Annotated in this window: 17 protein-coding genes; 7 read left to right on the forward strand and 10 right to left on the reverse strand. The window is 41.9% G+C overall.

All coding sequences use genetic code 11. The features are described from left to right. Nucleotides 1–47: 47 nt before the first annotated feature. From B4Z90_RS06840 to rbfA, 4 genes are read right to left on the reverse strand one after another with little or no spacing between them, the layout of a single operon-like run. The gene (locus tag B4Z90_RS06840; RefSeq protein ID WP_070562009.1) at nucleotides 48–698 is read right to left on the reverse strand and encodes a hypothetical protein; all 651 of its coding nucleotides are present in this window, start codon (nucleotides 696–698) and stop codon (nucleotides 48–50) included. A gap of 2 nt (nucleotides 699–700) precedes the next feature. Then, on the reverse strand, nucleotides 701–1,789 hold the full coding sequence (locus B4Z90_RS06845) for an aminotransferase class V-fold PLP-dependent enzyme (protein ID WP_286777436.1): 1,089 nt from the start codon (nucleotides 1,787–1,789) through the stop codon (nucleotides 701–703). Continuing rightward, the gene (aat, locus tag B4Z90_RS06850) at nucleotides 1,782–2,429 is read right to left on the reverse strand and encodes a leucyl/phenylalanyl-tRNA--protein transferase (protein ID WP_286727370.1); all 648 of its coding nucleotides are present in this window, start codon (nucleotides 2,427–2,429) and stop codon (nucleotides 1,782–1,784) included. Before aat ends, B4Z90_RS06845 begins: the two co-directional genes overlap by 8 nt. A gap of 29 nt (nucleotides 2,430–2,458) precedes the next feature. Then, entirely contained in the window at nucleotides 2,459–2,830 is a 372-nt protein-coding gene (gene rbfA / locus B4Z90_RS06855) for a 30S ribosome-binding factor RbfA (RefSeq protein ID WP_070562015.1), read from the reverse strand. 583 nt (nucleotides 2,831–3,413) lie between these two features. Here rbfA and argH point away from each other — a divergent pair. Beyond that, on the forward strand, nucleotides 3,414–4,745 hold the full coding sequence (gene argH / locus B4Z90_RS06860) for an argininosuccinate lyase (protein ID WP_070562017.1): 1,332 nt from the start codon (nucleotides 3,414–3,416) through the stop codon (nucleotides 4,743–4,745). Nucleotides 4,746–4,829: 84 nt separating this feature from the next. Here argH and B4Z90_RS06865 read toward each other — a convergent pair whose 3' ends face one another. Further along, entirely contained in the window at nucleotides 4,830–5,888 is a 1,059-nt protein-coding gene (locus B4Z90_RS06865; protein WP_070562019.1) for an aldose epimerase family protein, read from the reverse strand. A 250-nt stretch (nucleotides 5,889–6,138) separates the two neighbouring features. On the opposite strand from B4Z90_RS06865, the gene B4Z90_RS06870 reads away from it, so the two are divergent. Together B4Z90_RS06870 and B4Z90_RS06875 are read left to right on the forward strand one after the other, a co-directional pair. Further along, nucleotides 6,139–7,497, forward strand: coding sequence for a deoxyguanosinetriphosphate triphosphohydrolase (locus B4Z90_RS06870; protein WP_286727371.1), 1,359 nt, complete (start codon nucleotides 6,139–6,141; stop codon nucleotides 7,495–7,497). A 111-nt stretch (nucleotides 7,498–7,608) separates the two neighbouring features. After that, complete coding sequence (locus B4Z90_RS06875; RefSeq protein WP_070562023.1) at nucleotides 7,609–9,720, forward strand: type IA DNA topoisomerase; 2,112 nt, start codon at nucleotides 7,609–7,611, stop codon at nucleotides 9,718–9,720. A gap of 32 nt (nucleotides 9,721–9,752) precedes the next feature. On the opposite strand, the gene B4Z90_RS06880 is transcribed toward B4Z90_RS06875, so the two are convergent. Next, entirely contained in the window at nucleotides 9,753–10,670 is a 918-nt protein-coding gene (locus tag B4Z90_RS06880; protein ID WP_236560105.1) for a TIGR01777 family oxidoreductase, read from the reverse strand. A 4-nt stretch (nucleotides 10,671–10,674) separates the two neighbouring features. Beyond that, nucleotides 10,675–11,181, reverse strand: a complete 507-nt coding sequence (locus B4Z90_RS06885; protein WP_201303460.1) for a GbsR/MarR family transcriptional regulator — start codon at nucleotides 11,179–11,181, stop codon at nucleotides 10,675–10,677. Between the two features lie 223 nt (nucleotides 11,182–11,404). Between B4Z90_RS06885 and B4Z90_RS06890 the strand changes: the two genes are divergently transcribed. The 3 genes from B4Z90_RS06890 (at nucleotide 11,405) to B4Z90_RS06900 (ending at nucleotide 13,752) form a co-directional block, all read left to right on the forward strand. After that, nucleotides 11,405–12,388: a hypothetical protein gene (locus B4Z90_RS06890; protein WP_115047073.1), complete on the forward strand. Its 984-nt coding sequence runs from the start codon at nucleotides 11,405–11,407 to the stop codon at nucleotides 12,386–12,388. A gap of 114 nt (nucleotides 12,389–12,502) precedes the next feature. Then, nucleotides 12,503–12,907 carry an energy transducer TonB gene (locus B4Z90_RS06895; protein WP_070562031.1) on the forward strand — a complete coding sequence of 135 codons (405 nt, stop codon included), beginning with the start codon at nucleotides 12,503–12,505 and terminating at the stop codon, nucleotides 12,905–12,907. 77 nt (nucleotides 12,908–12,984) lie between these two features. Next, on the forward strand, nucleotides 12,985–13,752 hold the full coding sequence (locus tag B4Z90_RS06900; RefSeq protein ID WP_070562050.1) for a suppressor of fused domain protein: 768 nt from the start codon (nucleotides 12,985–12,987) through the stop codon (nucleotides 13,750–13,752). Nucleotides 13,753–13,811: 59 nt separating this feature from the next. On the opposite strand, the gene lat is transcribed toward B4Z90_RS06900, so the two are convergent. Both lat and B4Z90_RS06910 read right to left on the reverse strand, forming a co-directional pair. Further along, nucleotides 13,812–15,101: an L-lysine 6-transaminase gene (lat, locus tag B4Z90_RS06905; protein WP_070562033.1), complete on the reverse strand. Its 1,290-nt coding sequence runs from the start codon at nucleotides 15,099–15,101 to the stop codon at nucleotides 13,812–13,814. Between the two features lie 19 nt (nucleotides 15,102–15,120). Then, a complete protein-coding gene (locus tag B4Z90_RS06910) occupies nucleotides 15,121–16,650 on the reverse strand; it encodes an aldehyde dehydrogenase family protein (RefSeq protein ID WP_286801620.1) in 1,530 nt (509 codons plus the stop codon). Between the two features lie 125 nt (nucleotides 16,651–16,775). On the opposite strand from B4Z90_RS06910, the gene B4Z90_RS06915 reads away from it, so the two are divergent. Next, nucleotides 16,776–17,948 carry an acyl-CoA dehydrogenase family protein gene (locus tag B4Z90_RS06915; protein WP_286754845.1) on the forward strand — a complete coding sequence of 391 codons (1,173 nt, stop codon included), beginning with the start codon at nucleotides 16,776–16,778 and terminating at the stop codon, nucleotides 17,946–17,948. 882 nt (nucleotides 17,949–18,830) lie between these two features. Here the strand turns inward: B4Z90_RS06915 and B4Z90_RS06920 are convergent. Further along, nucleotides 18,831–19,031: hypothetical protein (locus tag B4Z90_RS06920; protein ID WP_286801623.1), on the reverse strand; the 201-nt coding region annotated here is incomplete at its 5' end.

The raw sequence follows: 19,031 nt of genomic DNA on the forward strand, positions 1-19,031 counted from the left end.
AAAGCCGTTTGGTATATAAAAAATAAGCTAGATGAAATTCATCTAGCTTATTTTTTATTTGGACGATGTGGTATGAAATGATTTTTCAACTTGTCCAGTCCTAAATCCTCTTCAATCTTATCCAGTTCGTAGGACCATATTTTTTCATCCAAAATTTCGTTCAGGACTTTTGGATTAGTTAGATCTACAGGACGTACACGCTGTTCTCTGTTGATTGGTGATGTCAGTTCCTGCAAACTAGCACTATGCCGTATGATCTGAAAACGGAAGGTAGGCCATTTCCCAACATTTGCAAAGTTGCCTGTATAAAACTGCATCGAATCGTGTGGCGGTATTTTATTGCTGAAAATACCTTTTACTTTATTCGCTGTAGCTTCAGCTACGGACACTAGGAGCTCAAAACTCGTTTCATTGATGATATGTAATTTGGCAAGTCCATCTTTGTGGTCTCCCGAAATTGCCAAAAGTATTCCTTTTTCGATAAATCGATGTGGTGTCAGTGGTGTCGCATGCTGGTCAAGTTCATCATCTGCTCGACGCATATTACCGAAGACAAGAGTGATTTTATCCATTGGCACCGGAATCTCAAAACCAGTGTCATCTGTAACGCCTACAATATCGTTGGGCTGCATGGATGTGATATGCCCCTCAATGGGCTCATCGACAAACCGTACTAAGTCGCCTATTCTAAATTTCATGTTTACTTTACTTTTGTGTCGATAATATATAATAGCTTCTCAAGATCCGAGTGATCATTGTATAAATGAAATCCAACACGGATCCCCGATCCTCGGGGAAAGCATTTTATGCCCTCATCCAGGAGAGTCTGATAATTTTCGGGGTTGATCTGAATATTGAAAATATTGCTCTGTGGACGTCTATTGATGATGCTGTCCAATAACAGTTTCCGGTCGGCAAGTTCAGCGCGGGCATCTGCAATTAACTTTTGGGTATAGGCCACTGTTTCGGAAAATCCCCATTCCTCCAATTGAAGAAGGGACTGCTGTAGCGTTCCGTGCGACAGGGTGTCCAGATGCCCTGGTTCAAAACAAAGTTGTACCACAGATTTATTCATCCATTGGTTGTTGAGGAAGCTGTAATTTTTTTGGATATCCGCATAAAGTATCGCTTTGAGTCTGTCACTTAAGAGAACAAAACCATTGCCGAAGCCAGCCATAAGCCATTTGTATCCACTGGATAATACGGCGTCAAAGCCCGAAAGCGTAAAATCAAAAAGATCTGTTCCCAAAAACTGGGTGCCGTCGCCTACAATCAACAAGTCGGGATGCTGATGCTTCAATTCCTGTATGAAAGATAGGTCTATTTTTAATCCCGAAATATATTGAACAATGGAAAGAATAAGGACATCTGGTTTAAATGTTGCTATTGTGTCCAATAAATTCGTTTCCAGCTGTTCGTCCATCCTGACAAATTGATGTTCAAAACCGCTTATAATTGTAGGAAAATTAACCGAAGGATAATCATTGTCCAATAGCAGCACTTTCGATTGTTTCGGTAAACCTGCCAATAGCGCATTGAAGGCAAAGGAAAAACAACTTGATAAGAACACATTTTGGGAAGGGCAATTAAAGAATTTACCGAGCGTATCCCGACAGGCATCTAAAGTTGCACCTTGCTGTTCGCGTAAGGCACTGTTCGCGTCAAAGAAATCTTGGTCTCTTTTGGAGCGCCAAGCCTTTGTTTCACCTGAAAGTAAGCCGGATCCTGGTGTCGTGAGGTAAGTTACGGCTGAAGCGATGTCAAAATGTTTACGATAGGGACTACTCATGTCTTTGGTCTTTTGTTAGTATTGCTAAATAATCTGTCAAGGAAAGGTATTCACCGCCCATGCTTTCCAAATGATCCGTGTGAAATTGGCAATCAATTAAACGTAGTTCAATTTCTTGGGCGAGATAAATCAGGGCCGCTTTCGAAGCGTTGGGGACTTTTGAAAACATGCTTTCTCCACAAAAGACACCATTGATTAACACGCCATAAAGCCCGCCAACGAGTATACCACCTTGCCATACTTCCACCGAATGTGCATAACCTAGCTCCGCAAGTTTACTATATGCTTGGATCATGCCCTGGGTTATCCAGGTTCCAGCCTGATCTTTTCTATTGATAGTCGCGCAAAGCTGAATGACTTCTTTAAAGCTGCGGTCTATCGATAAGGAAAATGTTTTTTTCCGGAGTACACTCGCCATGCTTTTGCTGATCTTGACCTTGGAGGGATCGATCACAAATCTGGGGTCTGGGGCATACCAAAGTATAGGGCTGTCATCACTGAACCAGGGGAAAATTCCGTTACTATAGGCCAGTAGCAAACGATCTGGCGAAAGATCTCCACCTACGGCGAGTAAACCATCTTCTTCTGCATAACTTGGGTGTGGAAACTCCAGTCTGTTCGTATCCAGTTCAAATACCATGGTTGTTTAACAGGCTGCGATAGATAGCATTATTCTGGCTGACGCGGTTCTTTGCCGATCTCGTCAAATAGTTTGTCCATGTGTTCAACATATTCGTTGGTATCATCGAGGAAGAACTCCAATTGAGGAACAATCTTTACCTGGTTCTTAATTTTTGCTCCCAGTTTGTAGCGTATTTCAGATGTTTTGGAACGAATGGACTTCATATTTTCCTGTGCCGTTTTTGTGTTCAAAAAGCTTATGTAAACACGGGCAATTGCCAAATCAGGTGTAACACGAACCCGTGTAACCGTGATAAACGCTCCAGGAGCCCATGAATTACCTTCGCGTTGAAATAATGCTGCTAAATCCTGTTGAATCACCCCAGCAAAACGTTGCTGTCTCTTGCTTTCTGTTCCCATCGTATACGTTTTATGTTGAATATTCTCAATTATGTTAAACAAAAATAGCCAAAATTTCAATTAAAAGAGAAACTTGACTCGACATAAGAAAAAAGGCACATCTTGGTTTGACGTGCCTTTAAATTTCGATTCACAATTGGTTAGGTAATTTCTTTCAAGTTTTAAGACTTTGGGGTCTATCATATTTGGTTTGAAATTTCGGTGTATTTAAAGCGGTAAGTATTTACTAACCTTACCATCTTCTATTTTTTCATCTCCCTTACACTACAAACATAGGAATACTTAAAAAACTGACAAAATAACTTTTAAAAATAAAGTGAGTGGTTACTTATAATGTGTGTTTATCGCGATTTAACAAACTTTTAACATTTTATTTTTTTTGTAACAGTCTTTTTTTTCCACCTGATTTTTTGTTTTTCATCCAATTTTCTGAGCAAAATGTATGCAATCTTTGCATTGATATAACCATTTGCAATTGGTATTTTTGTAAAAATTGTATGTGATAGAATTATCAGAAGCTTCAATCAACACTAAACCGACCAAAGGCTTTTGAAAATAACAGGATCAAAAAGAAATTATACGAATGAAAATCTGGCAAAAAAATATAGATGTCGATTCTTTTGTAGAATCGTTTACAGTGGGCAATGACCGCGTAATGGACCTGCAACTTGCTGCTGCGGATGTTTTGGGTTCATTGGCCCATACACGCATGTTGAATAGCATAAACCTGATGACCGATGAGGATCTAGCGCTTGTACAAAAAGAACTGAAAAATATCTATAAAGAAATTTTAGCCGGTGACTTTCGTATTGAAGACTCGGTAGAAGATGTGCATTCGCAGGTTGAAATGTTGCTTACACAGCGTATTGGAGAGGCTGGTAAAAAAATTCACTCCGGCAGATCCCGTAACGACCAGGTTTTGGTCGATCTAAAATTATACTTCCGCTCAGAGATTCAGCATATCATCCAGAATACGGAGGCTCTTTTTAATGAATTGATCCAACTCAGCGAGCGGTATAAGCATATTCTGATCCCTGGATACACGCACTTGCAGATTGCCATGCCTTCATCGTTTGGATTATGGTTTGGTGCTTACGCCGAAAGTCTTGTGGATGATCTGGAGATGATGCGTGCAGCATGGAAGGTTTGTAATAAGAATCCTTTAGGATCTGCTGCAGGGTATGGATCATCCTTTCCATTGAATAGAACGATGACGACGCAATTGTTAGGATTTGAAGACCTCAATTACAATGTGGTTTATGCTCAGATGGGTAGAGGTAAAACCGAACGTATCTTGGCACAGGGCATGAGTTCCATCGCGGCGACGTTGGCCAAGTTTGCAATGGATGTATGTCTATATATCAACCAAAATTTTGGCTTTATCTCTTTTCCGGCACATTTGACTACGGGATCGAGCATCATGCCACACAAGAAAAATCCCGATGTCTTTGAGTTGATCCGTTCACGTTGTAATAAGATACAGGCCTTGCCAAATGAAATTGCGCTGATGACGACCAACCTGCCATCGGGTTACCATAGAGATCTTCAGTTGTTAAAGGAAAATTTATTCCCGGCGTTTAAATCGCTCAATGAATGTCTTGAAATCGCAACTTTCATGTTGGAAAACATTTCTGTTAAAGACAATATCCTGGACGATCCAAAATACGATTATTTGTTCTCTGTTGAAGTCGTGAACAATGAAGTTCTGAAAGGAGTTCCTTTCCGCGAGGCTTACAGGACTATCGGGATTGATATTGATGAAGGGCGCTTCAAGCCATCAAAAGAGGTAAATCATACCCATGAAGGAAGTATTGGAAATCTCTGCAATGATCAGATTCAACGGATGTTCGGTGAGGTCAAAGCAACTTTTGGTTTTGAAAAAGTCGAATCAGCATTGGATGACCTTTTAAAATAAAAAATATGCTGTAGCCCTACAGAGGAAATAGCACATCAACATAAAACGGCCGGTAAGCATGTGCTTATCGGCCGTTTTATGCTCTTATTTTTTTATGGAGAACTTAAAATGTGTCTCGGAGTCGAATGATTCGCCTGCTTTTAACAAAGTTGAAGGAAATTCCGCTTGATTGGGTGTATCCGGAAAATGCTGAGTTTCCAGACAGAATCCGGCATAAGGAAGATACTTGTAACCTCTTTTGCCAAAATCATTTCCGGTCATCCAGTTTGCTGTATAGAGTTGTACGCCCGGCTCCGTTGTAAAGACATCCAGCTGAATGCCCGTGTTTTTAGAATAGACTGTTGCACAAGGCTGCGAAATAGGCTGGTTGTTGACATAACAATGATCATATCCTTTGGCAGCGATCAATTGTTCGTTATTTGCGGTAATATCTTGCACAATAGGTTTTGGTATGCGGAAGTCGAAGGCGGTGCCCTCCACAGGTACTATTGCATTGGGTATCTGGTTGTCGTCTACAAATAAGACCTCATCTGAATTGATTTGAAGGATCTGCTGCAATACGTCGCCACTGCCTTCCCCATCCAGATTGAAGTACGTATGATTGGTCAGGTTGACGTGCGTATCGGCATCCGATTGCGCATGATATTTGATAATAATCTCGTTATTTCTGGTTAGGGTATAAGAAACCATAACTTTTAGATTCCCTGGAAATCCTTCTTCACCATCTTGGGAAACATAATAAAATTCGACGTGCGATTGATAAGTGACCCTTCTGTCCCAAACCTTATCATGAAAGCCCGAAATACCACCATGAAGACAATTATTGCCATTGTTTTGCGGAAGCGTATAGTGTTTTCCGTTTATTTCAAATTTGCCTTCAGCAATGCGATTGGCGAAACGCCCCGCTGTGCAGCCATGGTATTTCTCATCAGAATCCAGGTAGGCCTGAATGGAATCGAAGCCCAGTGCAACATCCACCAAATTTCCCTTGTTATCAGGTACCAAAATGCTGACAATACGCGCACCGTAGTCCGTTAAGAGTACTTGCATGCCCCCTTCGTTTTTTAATAAGAGCAAATGCGTGTTTTTGCCGTCAATTGTACCTTCAAAATGTTTTGGAATAAGTGTTTGATATTTCGTCATGATGAATCCCTATTGGTATTTAGGTTAAAGATACAGAATATAACCAGTATAAAAATGACTTTGACAACAGCTGTTTGTAAAATTTGTCATTTTGAAATGCAATCCAGGATACTGTTGCAAAAATGACTCCTGGACAGGTAAATAACAGCAGTAAAATATAGGGATATGTGCACAGTCATTCGGGGAATTTCTGAGCCGGTCTCCTATGATTATAATTGTATTTAAAGGCAAATTTATCTAAGTTTGCGCTATGTCTGAAAAAATGAATTGGAAAGATTTGCTCTCTGCAAAGCGCTGGGGTTACGAAGATCGGAGCGTAGATAGTTACCTGGTGGCCCGGTCGGAATTTCAACGGGATTATGATCGTTTGATCTTTTCATCCCCATTTCGGAGATTACAGAATAAAACGCAGGTTTTTCCACTTCCTGGCGCTGTATTCGTGCACAATAGGTTGACACATAGTTTAGAAGTTGCCAGTGTAGGACGCTCTTTGGGACGTATGTTTTATGCACAGTTGAAAGAGGAAAATCCAAACCTGGATAATGATTACCCTTTTTTGCAAGAAGTAGGAAATATTATCTCTGCGGCATGTTTGTCACATGACCTGGGCAACCCGGCCTTTGGTCACTCTGGTGAATCCGCTATTTCCACATATTTCACAGATGGCGATGGACGTAAATACCAAGAGCAGGTAACAGCCGAAGAATGGGCCGATCTGACCCACTTTGAAGGAAATGCCAATGCGCTACGGATTCTGACACATGCCTTTCAAGGAAAGGATCCCAAAGGTTTTGCATTGACCTATACTTCCCTGGCTTCCATTGTAAAATACCCCTGTCTGGCAATTGATGGCCACCTCAAGAAAAGCCATCATCGCAAGAAATATGGCTTTTTTACGGAAGAACAAAAAGCATTTGAGAAGGTTGCTAATGAATTGGGATTATTAAAAGATCCTTCCAATTCAAAGGGCTACCTAAGACATCCTTTGGTTTATCTCGTGGAGGCTGCGGATGATATTTGTTACAATATTATTGACTTGGAAGATGCACATCATCTTAAGATATTGTCCTATCAAGAAGTGGAAGAATTACTATTGCCGCTCTGTGGCAAAGAAAATCTTCGCGACAGGCTCGATGGATTGCTGGATACCCCAAGCCGTGTAGCATTGTTGCGTGCTAAAGCGATCAATACCTTGATTAAAGGATGTGTTGATGTCTTTGTACGTGAGCAGGACAAATTTCTGTCAGGAACTTTCGGATCAGCGTTAATGGATGCTTTAGATGAGGACATTGTTACACAAATGAAAAAAATCTCGAAGATTTCCATTGCAAAAATCTATAATGCGCCCACGGTTGTGCAAATTGAGATTGCTGGTTACCGGGTGATGGATGCCCTATTAAAAGAATTTGTTCCGGCATACCTAAAGAAGAACAAGAACAATTACGATAAAAAGCTGGTCGCATTAATTCCTGAACAATTTTATACGGACAAACAAGATTCGTATTCCAAAATCCGTTGTGTATTGGATTTTGTTTCAGGTATGACTGACGTTTATGCCATAGAGCTGTACCGTAAAATCAAGGGAATAACAATACCATCCATAGAATAGAGACGTTTCAGGTAAAAGGTTAAAACATCAATATTAAATTGAGACAAGCTGTAATATCCGCGTGTATTATCCTAAAGTCTCGGATCGAAAATCTAACATCTCATATCTAAAATGAAGGTTGTAATTGCTGAAAAGCCCTCCGTGGCGCGTGATCTGGCTCGAGTGATGGGGGCGAAGGAAGTCAAAGACGGTTATATCGCCGGCAATGGCTATGCTTTTACGTATGCTTTTGGCCATTTGGTTCAACTCTGTACGCCACAGGCTTACGGATACAATTCGTGGACAATTTCAAATTTGCCGATCATTCCATCCACATTTAAGCTAGAATCGAAGAAAGTGAAGCGTGATGGCAAGCAGATGGATGATACCGGAGCAGTTAAGCAACTCAACACCATAAAATCCCTGTTGGAACAAGCCGAAGAAATCATTGTGGCTACCGATGCGGGACGGGAGGGTGAATTGATCTTTCGTAATATATACTATTTTTTAGGTTCTAAAGTACCTTTTAAACGCCTTTGGATATCGAGCCAAACGGATAAAGCCATTAAAGAAGGTTTTGCCAATTTGAAAGCAGGTACGGAATACGATAGCCTGTACATGTCTGCCCGTTCACGTTCGGAATCGGACTGGCTAATCGGTATCAATGCGACGCAGGCCATCACCTTGGCAGCCGGGAATAAAGGATTACTTTCTTTGGGCCGCGTTCAGACGCCAACCTTGGCCATGATCTGTTCGCGCTATCTGGAAAATAAAGACTTTAAACCCCAGGCATTCTATAAAATTCAGGCCGGTTTTGAAAAAGATAATATCAGTTTTAAGGCAACCTCCAATAAGATCGATAAAAAGGATGTCGCCGAGCAAACCATTGCGCGATTGACCGTTGGTTCCAATGCCCGCGTGGCAAAGGTGGAAGCCAAAGAAACAAAAGAGCAACCGCCCTTGCTATTTGATTTGACATCGCTGCAACAGGATGCAAATAAGAAGTATGGTTATTCGGCCGATCAGACACTGAGTATTGCGCAAACACTTTACGAAAAGAAGGTCATCACTTATCCGCGTACGGGTTCCCGTTACATCGGTGAGGATGTTTTTGAAGAAATTGGCGCACTTTTTCAACATTTGTCGGATACCGCAGATGAATCCATCTCGTCGATCGCAAAAAATCTGATCGGTGCAAAATTGAACAAACGTTCTGTCGATGACAAAAAGGTAACCGATCACCACGCCCTATTGGTGACGGATGAAAAGCCGGGTCCCATGCTCAAAGAGCAACAGAATGTTTACAATATGATCGCCAAGCGCATGGTGGAAAGTTTCTCGGAAGTATGTATAAAAGATATTACCACCGTGACAATTGATGCGCAGGGGGTTGAACTTATCGCCAAAGGTACTGTAATCAAGCAATACGGCTGGCGTCTTTCCGCGGAGCAGATCGAAGCGCCCGATGAAGATAAAAACAATGACGATCAGGATAATGAAAATGCGCAGTTACCGAAGCTGTTAGCTGAGGAATTATTGCAGATTCTGACCCTCGAACTTGCCGAACGTTTTACCAAAGCAAGACCCATACATACCGAAGCCTCCTTATTGAAGGCCATGGAAACTTCGGGAAAGGAAATTGAAGACGATGAAATGCGGCAGGCTATGAAGGACTGTGGACTTGGTACACCTGCCACACGAGCCGCAACTATCGAAACACTTTTCCAGCGGGATTATATTAAGCGCGACAAGAAAAAACTGATCCCAACGGAAAAAGGACTTGCGGTATACAATCTTGTAAAAGATCGTTCCATTGCCAAGGTAACCTTGACCGGTAAATGGGAGCAGAAGCTGGAGGAAATGCGAGCCAATAAAGTGTCCTATGATGTTTTTATGAAACATATTAAGGATTATACGGCCAAAATTACAAAAGAACTGTTGACGCTGCGGATTTCTCTCGCGCAAGAGGAAGTTAAACCTCAACAAAAAGGAAAGATAAAATGTCCGAAATGTGAGCAGGGATTGATTTTGCTCTACGATAAAGTAGCCCAATGCGACCATTATGCCCGGGGATGTGATTTTAAGATCTGGCGGACATTGAATGGTATCTTTCTCGACGAAAAAGAGATGAAGAACCTGTTGGAGAAAGGAAAAACCTCCGAGTTTAAAGGGGTAAAAAATAATGAGGGTGCTATTGTCACTGCGGCGCTTGTATTTGAAAATTTTAAGGTTAACGTGGGATAAATTGGTTTACCCCACGTTTATCTTTTCAATTTTTACCCCCGCTGTAGAATATCCTGTAAAGCACTTGATATCGTTGGAAACCTAAATGTAAATCCACTATTCTCCAACTTTTCAGGTAATACCCAACGGCTTTTTAAAAGCAGCTCTGTCTCCGTACCAATTAAAGCAGCGCCTATTTCCAGTAGCCATTTGGGAGATGGTAGACCAATGTTACGGTTCATTACTTGTCGAAAAGTCGCCATAAAAGTCTTATTCATTATCGGGTGGGGAGCCGCACAATTGACGACACCATCCATATCTCCATGATCTTTTAAGAATAAAATAATTTGAAAAAGATCTTCAATATGGATCCAGCTAAAATATTGCTGACCATTTCCTTGTATACCTCCTAGTCCAGCGCGAACCAAATTTTTGAAAGGAAGGATAACACCTCCATCCGCACCCAAAACAATCGCCATCCGAAGTGCCACCTGTCTTGTCTTTTCCAATTTGAAGTCGAAAAAAGTCTTTTCCCATAATTTGGCAACATCAACAGAAAAACCTGTTCCGATCTCCCCCGAACTTTCGGTCATCGGACGATCTTCGGCGTGCCGATAAATGGTTGCTGTACTGGAGTTGAGCCACAATTTTGGTGGATTGGTACAGCCTACGATCAGCTCACCAAGAATCGTTGTCGTCTTTGTTCTTGAAGAAAATATTTCGGCCTTATTTTTTTCGTTATATCGACAGTTGACAGACTTTCCGGCTAGATTGATTAGCATCTCCGCATTTTCCAGTGCATCGGAAATGCCGGATCGATCGGTCCAAAGGATATTGCCCGGCCGACGGCCAATGATGATAACCTGGTAGCCCAATGTCTGAAATCTCTCGGAAAGATATTGTCCAACAAAACCTGTTCCTCCAGCGATGACTATTTTATGCATGGCAAGTGTGTTTACAGTCCAGTTCATGATGCTACATCATTAATTTGATCAATTTAATTAATAAATCTCCCCCGCTTGTATTGAAAATCTTGTTGGCAATAGTTTCGAGTTGATCCGTCAGATTTTGGATGTCCTTGACCGTTTTATGGAATTCTTTACCTTCTGCCGTCTGATCCTTCTCGGTATTTCGGCTGATATCTTTTAAAATATCCATAACGGGGTCAAGTTCTTTTTGCTTACGCATTACCGCAATTTTCATGGCCCATTTTAAGACTTCTTTCTCGGCAACAAAATATTCTTTTCTGTCGCCAGCAATATGCTTTTTGTAGACGATGCCATAATCGATCAATTGTCGGATACTCATATTGGCATTGCCGCGCGAGATCACCAACTTGTCCATAATCTCGTCTGTAGACATGGGATTGCTTGCCGAGAGGAGTAAGGCATGAACTTGCGCAACGGACTTGTTGATTCCCCATTCAGAACCTAATGCCCCCCAGGTGTCTATAAATTGCTGTTTTGCTTCTTGTAATTCCATCGTGCTTTTATTTTGCCAATACCTCAATTTGTTTTTATCGGACTATTGAACCGATCGGCTTTCTCGTTCTTTTTATGAATTGCTTATATTAAAGTTATTCAAAGTTTTTGAACTTTCAAAAATTTCTGAAAATAAAATAAGTTTAAATAGACAAGTCACCATATCGTAATAAGAATTTGCTTTTCTTGCGGACTTTTCGATTTGTTTTAACTTTGCCTGCATTATGGCGGCAACTTTGTATAATCCATTCAAACAATTTCAGTTTGATTCAGATATTTGTTTTTTAACAGGAAATAAACTCCAATCGGAAGAAGAATCCATTCAGGTGTTTCCTGCATGGATGATGAAATCTTTTCAATTGGAAGATAAACCTTTTAAAATGCTGGATGAGAATCTGGTGACTTATAAATCGTTGAAGCTCCCCTGTTCCATAACTGCAGCTGAAGCGATCGAACAAATGGAACGTGTGGTAGAACAGTCGTTTGAACAAGGTTATGAAGCCGTCAAACAGTTGGATCCCTTATTATTGTTTCAATGGATGACAAAAATCATCTATGGGGTGGTCTTTAATGAAATTCTTGCGGGAATTCGGCAGCAAAAAGCTTCTGGCGAAGATATGAACTTTTCTCAGGCCCTTGCACAGCGTTTTACAAATCTCCATGCGATGTTGCAGTCGCTGGTTGTACCGATGGAGTTTGAAAATACCTTCCCATTTTCATTGGTTGTTGTACCGGTTGAGAATGCACCCGATACATTTATGTATCGTGATGAAATCAATACCTTGATCTTTTCTATCCGCATGAAGGACTTTGCTGTAATCGCCTGTCTTCAAGATAATGCCACAAACAATATTTATCACGAAGATATCCTCAAGGTTATTGCGGGCAAAACATTGCATCCCATTCAGTTTGAAGAATTGTGTGCACGCTATTTTTATTCAGCCTACTTATTTAATCGTTTACCAGATTATACCTATTTAAATACCCCGCAAAAAGTCTATGTTGAACCGATGCCATTAGCAGATATGTCGATGAAACCTATCTTTGATCATTGGCAAAACAAGACCTATGGCCAAGTTTTGGAAAATTTTTGGAAACCTTGGGGTTTGACCTTGTTCGAGATTATTAAAAATCCAGAGCATCCGATTAGTTTTCTTGTTGACGAAGCAGGAGAGTTTGTTACTGATATTGCTAGGCCGCTCAATTAGTCCAAAAGAATTAAAGTAATAAATTATCTTAATAAGCGTTAAATGGTACGGTTATGGATAGGATAGGGTATGTATTTAACAGGATTCAAGACTCTTTTTTCAGTTTTACTTTTTATGGTATGGTGTACTTCCGCAAGTGCACAAGTGATTGCTAAGCGGGATATCCCTGCAGACAGTATCGCACAGCATGTTGATGATTTTCCCTATTTCAAGGGCGGGGTGGTGGCCTGGTCCAAATTTATACAAAATAATCTGGATCTGTCCGGAACAGTCCGGGCAATGGACAGTGTGGCCTATGCAAAATACGGATCTCGGCAAACGGCAATTCTGAAATTTATTGTTTGCGAGGATGGGGCGATCTGCAATATTGAAATCGAGAATCCCGATAAGATAAGCCCCGAGTTTGCAAAGGCTGTGTTGTCTGCTATGCGCCGGTCGCCACAATGGATGCCTGGTCAGGTCAAGGGAAAACCGGTTAAAACAAGATTCAGGCAACCTGTCGTTGCTGTGATCGAATAAATTGATAAGAAAAGAATAGCTTAAATTTTCACCATTTATAAGATAATATGTCATTTTGGGATAAAGTCAAAAAGATTATGAGTAGCGGAGCGGAGGAATCTTCGCCTGATAAAAAAGATACAGAAATTACTGCCGGAGGTTCTACGGTCTACCGTTATGAAGATCAATCTGATGATAAGGATCCAAAAAACTTATTTCCGGAGGTACAATGTGTTTATCTGGATGAGATTGAGGAGCATTTGACCAAATATATTGCCGAACCCGATATGGTGTTCCATGAGATAATCTCTGAGCTTGTTCATATCGATGTTCATTGGATTAAACCAAGTGCAAATTATCCATACCATATCTTGGTTACTTCGGGCATGAGTGACCTGGCTATGCATGTTCCAGATGAAGTGGAAAACAAAGAGTCTTATGAGCGCGCAGAGCTAATGGTTGTGCTGCCCGCTGATTGGAAGATCGGAGAAGAGGAATTTCAGGATGACAATAATTATTGGCCGGTCTACTTTTTGAAAAGATTAGCGCGGTTTCCACATGAGTACAAAACCTGGCTGGGCTATGGGCATACCATTCCCAATGGCATGGAAGCCGAAGATATTGCAAATACAGGTTTCGGTTGTATGTTGCTGCTTCCGCCTATGTTAAGTTTTGATGAGGAATTTTTGGAGTTAAAGACCAAAGATGGTAATCTGATCAATTTTTATGCAATGATTCCCGTGTATAAAGAAGAGATGGATTACAAACTGGAAGAGGGCACAGATGCACTCTTAGACTTGTTTGATGAATATGGAATTTCCGAGCTGGTCGATATCGACCGTCCCAATGTCTGTAAAGATAGATAGTTTATAAAAAATATGCAATGCGATGGGCTATTTTAGAGCTTTTAGCATTGCATATCTTTTTAGGAAATACTTTTTTCTATAATTGCTATCGTTTTATCGATATCCGCATAGCTCACATTGAGGTGCGGTCTAAAACGGATACTTTTCTCTCCACAGCCTAACATAATCAGTTTATTGGCGTAGGCTTTCTTGATAAATTCATTCCGTGCAGCTTCCGATTCGAAATCCACTGCAACGAATAAACCCTCACCCCGTAAATTGGACAGCTGCGGTTTTTTCGCTAGCAGTTCCTGGAGCTTATCTTGTAGATAGCGCCCTTTTTCTGCCGCATTTTGAATCAGGTTTTCTTGCTCTATGACTTCAAGAATTAATTTAAAGCGGAGCATATCCATAAAATCGCCACCAAATGTCGAATTGATACGACTGGATTCTTGAAAGACATGATGTTCCACCTGATCAAATTTTTCCTTGCTCGCCAGTATACCGCAGACTTGTGCTTTTTTGCCGAAGGCAATGATATCGGGAATGACGTTATAATGTTGGTAAGCCCACATTTTTCCCGTAATACCCAATCCCGTCTGTACCTCGTCAAAAATTAAGAGGATCTGATTTTCATCACATATTTGACGAAGCTGTACGAAAAATTCCTTTCGAAAATGGTTGTCGCCACCTTCACCCTGTATCGGTTCAATAATAATGCAGGCAATATCGTTGGGGTTAGCCGTGATCGCCTGACGTATTTCTGAGACAGCTTTTTCCTCCAAAGCAATCGTCTGGCCGATATGTTCGTTTGTTAAAGGATAGCTCAATTTAGGATTGGTAATGCGTGGCCAGTTGAACTTTGGAAAATAAAGGTATTTTCTGGGGTCTTGTGTATTCGTTAATGACAAGGTATAGCCCGATCTACCATGAAAAGCCTGTCTAAAGTGAATGACCTGGCTGGCTTCCTTTTGTATTCCCTGTGAAAAATTAAGCCTTGTCTTCCAGTCGAAGGCAGCTTTTAATGCATTTTCCACGGCGAGTGTTCCCCCCGAGATGAAAAAGGCATAGGGGAGTTCTTTCGGTATGGCTACGCGATCAAAAGTGTCGACAAAATCAGCAAACTCTTTGGGGTAAATATCTGACATGGCTGGCTTATTGACGGCCATTTTACCCAGGAAGTCACGTTGTTTGACCAAATGTGGATGATTGTAACCCACGGCCATGGAGGCAAACATACTGAACATATCGAGGTATTCATCCCCATTTTCATCCACGACATAAGAACCATGGGATTTCTCCATATCCATAACCAAAGGGAATCCATCGGCTAATATATGTTTGCTTAATCTTTCATGTACGCTGCTCATAGTTTTGTGTGTAAATGGTTTATAAATCAAATTTGATACCTTGTGCCAAGGGAAGGTCAGTTGTATAATTGATGGTATTTGTCTGGCGGCGCATATAAGCTTTCCAGGCATCTGATCCAGACTCCCGGCCTCCGCCAGTCTCCTTTTCGCCCCCAAAAGCACCTCCGATTTCGGCGCCCGATGTGCCGATATTGACGTTGGCAATACCACAATCAGAGCCAGCAGGACTGAGAAATAGCTCGGCTTCCCGTAGGTTGTTGGTCATAACGGCAGAAGACAATCCCTGGGCGACGCTGTTTTGAAGTGCTATGGCCGCACTCATATCCCCTTTGTATTTGATTAAGTAAAGAATAGGGGCAAAGGTCTCATGCTGTACGATTTCATAATGATTTTCAACTTCGGCAATGACAGGCTGCACATAACAGCCACTTTCATACCCTTTGCCTTCAAGGACCTTTCCCTTGATCAGCATTTTTCCCCCTTGTGTTTTAATTTTGTCCAGTGCGTTTAAGTATGATTTTACGGCGGCTTTGTCGATCAATGGTCCCACATGATTTTTCGTGTCCAAAGGGTCACCAATTTTTAATTGACCATAAGCTTTTGTCAGTTGTTTTTTGACGTTGTCATAAATGTCCTCATGGATAATAAGTCTTCGGGTACTTGTACAGCGTTGTCCGGCTGTACCTACGGCACCAAATACAGCACCGATAATGGTCATTTTTAAGTCGGCGTCTGGAGTAACGATGATCGCATTGTTTCCACCGAGCTCCAAAAGTGTTTTACCAAGGCGTTGTGCTACGGTAACGGCGACTTCTTTTCCCATTCGGGTAGATCCTGTTGCAGAAATCAAGGCGATGCGGTTGTCTGCCGAAAGCCACTCGCCAACTTCCCTGTCGCCCATAATGAGGTTGGATATTCCCTCGGGCAGCCCGTTGTTGTGTAAGATTTCTGCAAGTAATTTTTGGCAGGCTATGGCACATAACGGTGTTTTTTCGCTGGGTTTCCAGACGACAGTGTTGCCGCAGACCAAGGCGAGGGCGGTGTTCCATGCCCATACCGCCACTGGAAAGTTAAATGCTGTAATAATACCGACGACACCCAAAGGATGATATTGATCGTACATGCGGTGCCCAGGACGTTCCGAATGGATGGTATTACCATACAATTGACGGGATAGGCCCAAGGCGAAGTCACAGATATCGATCATCTCTTGGACTTCACCCATGCCTTCTTGGTAAGATTTTCCCATTTCATAGGAAACTAATTTTCCGAGAGTAGGTTTAAGCTCACGTAGCTTGTCTCCCAACTGGCGAACGATGTCTCCTCTTTTTGGAGCAGGCAGTAGGCGCCAGTGTAAAAATGCATCTCCGGCCTGCTTAATGACTGCTTCATAGTCTTTACGATTGCTACTTTTTATGTTTGCGATGAGTTTTCCATCGACAGGTGAAAAGGATTCGAATTCTTTACCTTCGGAAAACCATTGCTGTCCAGTTGATGATCCTAAATTCTGGGAAGATATTCCAAGTGTTTTAAGCGCTGATTTTATCATAATGGTTTATTTTATTCGTGGAATAGTTTAAATATATGAAATAAATTTTTTTTTGACAATTTTTTTCTGAATATTGTTCAGTGAAAAATAATCGTTATCTTAGATAAGCTAATGTAGACTATATCATGATCAAACAGATTAATACCGATTATTACCAGGTGGACGATTTATTGTCCGAAGAACATAAACTGATACGGCAGTCTGTCCGTGATTTTGTGAAAACAGAGATAAAGCCTTTCATTGAAGATGCGGCGCAGGAGCACCGTGCTATTGCGGGTTTGATGCCTAAATTGGGGGCAATTGGAGCCTTGGGACCTTATATTCCTGTCGAATATGGTGGGGCAGGGTTGGATCAGATTTCCTATGGCTTAATTATGCAGGAATTGGAAGCAGGCGACTCGGCAATTCGTTCGGCAGCATCGGTGCAATCCTCTTTAGTGATGTTTCCGATTTATACCTTTGGTAGTGAGGAGCAACGTCGTAAATATTTACCGCGGTTGGCATCGGGGGAGTTGGTCGGTTCTTTTGGGCTTACTGAGCCTAATCATGGTTCTGATCCGGGTGGAATGGAAACGAAATTGACGGCAAAAGGAGCTGGTTTTTTATTAAATGGAGCAAAGATGTGGATTACAAATTCGCCTATCTGTGATATTGCCGTCGTTTGGGCGCGAGATGAGGCCGGGAAAGTACGGGGAGTTATTGTTGAGCGCGGAATGGCTGGTTTTGAAACTCCGGAGACCATGCATAAGTGGTCGTTGCGCGCTTCCAAAACAGGTGAATTGGTTTTTCATGATGTTTATATCCCTGCCGAAAATATACTTCCTGCTGTAAATTCAATGCGTGGCCCACTTTCCTGTTTGAATTCGGCCCGCTATGGAATTTCATGGGGCGTGATCGGAGCAGCAATAGACTGTTATGAAACTGCGGTTCAATATGCGTTGGAGCGACATCAGTTTGAAAAGCCAATTGCCGGTTTTCAATTGCAGCAAAAGAAGCTGGCGGAATTTCTGACAGAAATTACCAAGGCGCAGTTGCTGTCGTGGCGTTTAGGAGTACTCAAGAATGAGGGGCGTGCTACTCCTCAGCAAATCTCCATGGCAAAGCGGAACAATGTGAATATGGCGCTGCAGATAGCGCGTGAATCTAGGCAGATTCTTGGCGGAATGGGGATTGTCGGTGACTTCCCAATAATGCGACATATGATGAACCTAGAGTCTGTAGTTACCTATGAAGGGACGCATGATATTCATTTATTGATCACAGGACAAGATATTACGGGGCTGAACGCTTTTTCTTAATCTTTTTCTTCGTACGAACACGCTTTATACAGTAATAAACGATGCTATGATTTATTGAATTTTTAGTCAATAAGAGGTGGCATCGTTTGTGTATATTTTGCTGCATTAGTGTGGATTCGTGGATGCTTCTACATCATGTTAATGCCTATGTAATTTTATTACTTATATAATTTTGTTAGCGCTAATACTTATATAATTATGTGGTGTTAATACTTATTATGTAATAAGGATTCAATAGACCTCATTTGTCCCTGTAGGTATATTCTATCGTTCTCTTTTGGTCATTCCATGTGAGCGCTATGATCAGTCGCCGTTCAAGCCGATAACAGGCTAACTTCTTCATAAGCATTGTATTTAATTCCGATGCTTGAAATCAGTACGGCAAATCAGTACCGCGAAATGGTTTTTTCCTTCGTTATAGCGTGTTTTTCCGAGTTGTTTTCGTGTTGCAGCGTCGCTGCGGAGTTTTTCGGCTGCGGTTCGGATTGGCGTTGGTCTTTTTAGGGGCATCCGGGGGATATGGTCGCGTTCGGAGCGTCATTTGCCCGTGTTGGCAGCGGGGTGAGTGCGGGCTTAGACTCGGACTCAACACGGACTCAACACGGTTGCAGGGCAAATCTGCCCCGAGCATGGTACGAAGCAGGTGGAGATGGGAGCCGAAGGTTCCCGCAAGCCCTGCGCAGCAGCCGGAGCCCTGTCCACGAGGCGGAACCCTAGTTTGCCCTAAATGAGCCATGCTTCCCCAATAAATAAAGAAAAGTTGAGGGCTTCTTATTCCTTAGGTTAGCTTTTGTTTATATTTAGCTTAGCAATAAGTTAGGTTTTGTTTAGCTCTAACCTATACTATACCTAAACAAAACCTAACTAAAACCTAAACTAAACCTAAGTAAACAGGTAGGAAAGTATAGCTGCAAAAGAAGGTATTCCGGAGCGCTGAGTTCTGCGATCTTTTACGCTTGTTCCCGTCCATCTGCTGCGCCTGTGCGCACCGTCTTCAATTGGGCATTGAGGCGAGCGGGCTACCATAGTGATCCCGAGCTTAAGCAGATCGATCAATACACTGTCCATCCATGTTTCCGCTGC

The organism is Sphingobacterium sp. UBA5639 (genome assembly GCF_002421245.1).
GTDB classification, from domain to species: Bacteria; Bacteroidota; Bacteroidia; order Sphingobacteriales; family Sphingobacteriaceae; genus Sphingobacterium; species Sphingobacterium multivorum.

What these genes read in the sequence shown, in the direction of transcription:
- B4Z90_RS06840 (WP_070562009.1), bottom strand. Translation starts at nt 698, where the DNA reads ATGAAATTTAGAATAGGCGACTTAGTACGGTTTGTCGATGAGCCCATT.
- B4Z90_RS06845 (WP_286777436.1), bottom strand. Translation starts at nt 1,789, where the DNA reads ATGAGTAGTCCCTATCGTAAACATTTTGACATCGCTTCAGCCGTAACT.
- aat (WP_286727370.1), bottom strand. Translation starts at nt 2,429, where the DNA reads ATGGTATTTGAACTGGATACGAACAGACTGGAGTTTCCACACCCAAGT.
- rbfA (WP_070562015.1), bottom strand. Translation starts at nt 2,830, where the DNA reads ATGGGAACAGAAAGCAAGAGACAGCAACGTTTTGCTGGGGTGATTCAA.
- argH (WP_070562017.1), top strand. Translation starts at nt 3,414, where the DNA reads ATGAAAATCTGGCAAAAAAATATAGATGTCGATTCTTTTGTAGAATCG.
- B4Z90_RS06865 (WP_070562019.1), bottom strand. Translation starts at nt 5,888, where the DNA reads ATGACGAAATATCAAACACTTATTCCAAAACATTTTGAAGGTACAATT.
- B4Z90_RS06870 (WP_286727371.1), top strand. Translation starts at nt 6,139, where the DNA reads ATGTCTGAAAAAATGAATTGGAAAGATTTGCTCTCTGCAAAGCGCTGG.
- B4Z90_RS06875 (WP_070562023.1), top strand. Translation starts at nt 7,609, where the DNA reads ATGAAGGTTGTAATTGCTGAAAAGCCCTCCGTGGCGCGTGATCTGGCT.
- B4Z90_RS06880 (WP_236560105.1), bottom strand. Translation starts at nt 10,670, where the DNA reads ATGAACTGGACTGTAAACACACTTGCCATGCATAAAATAGTCATCGCT.
- B4Z90_RS06885 (WP_201303460.1), bottom strand. Translation starts at nt 11,181, where the DNA reads ATGGAATTACAAGAAGCAAAACAGCAATTTATAGACACCTGGGGGGCA.
- B4Z90_RS06890 (WP_115047073.1), top strand. Translation starts at nt 11,405, where the DNA reads ATGGCGGCAACTTTGTATAATCCATTCAAACAATTTCAGTTTGATTCA.
- B4Z90_RS06895 (WP_070562031.1), top strand. Translation starts at nt 12,503, where the DNA reads ATGGTATGGTGTACTTCCGCAAGTGCACAAGTGATTGCTAAGCGGGAT.
- B4Z90_RS06900 (WP_070562050.1), top strand. Translation starts at nt 12,985, where the DNA reads ATGAGTAGCGGAGCGGAGGAATCTTCGCCTGATAAAAAAGATACAGAA.
- lat (WP_070562033.1), bottom strand. Translation starts at nt 15,101, where the DNA reads ATGAGCAGCGTACATGAAAGATTAAGCAAACATATATTAGCCGATGGA.
- B4Z90_RS06910 (WP_286801620.1), bottom strand. Translation starts at nt 16,650, where the DNA reads ATGATAAAATCAGCGCTTAAAACACTTGGAATATCTTCCCAGAATTTA.
- B4Z90_RS06915 (WP_286754845.1), top strand. Translation starts at nt 16,776, where the DNA reads ATGATCAAACAGATTAATACCGATTATTACCAGGTGGACGATTTATTG.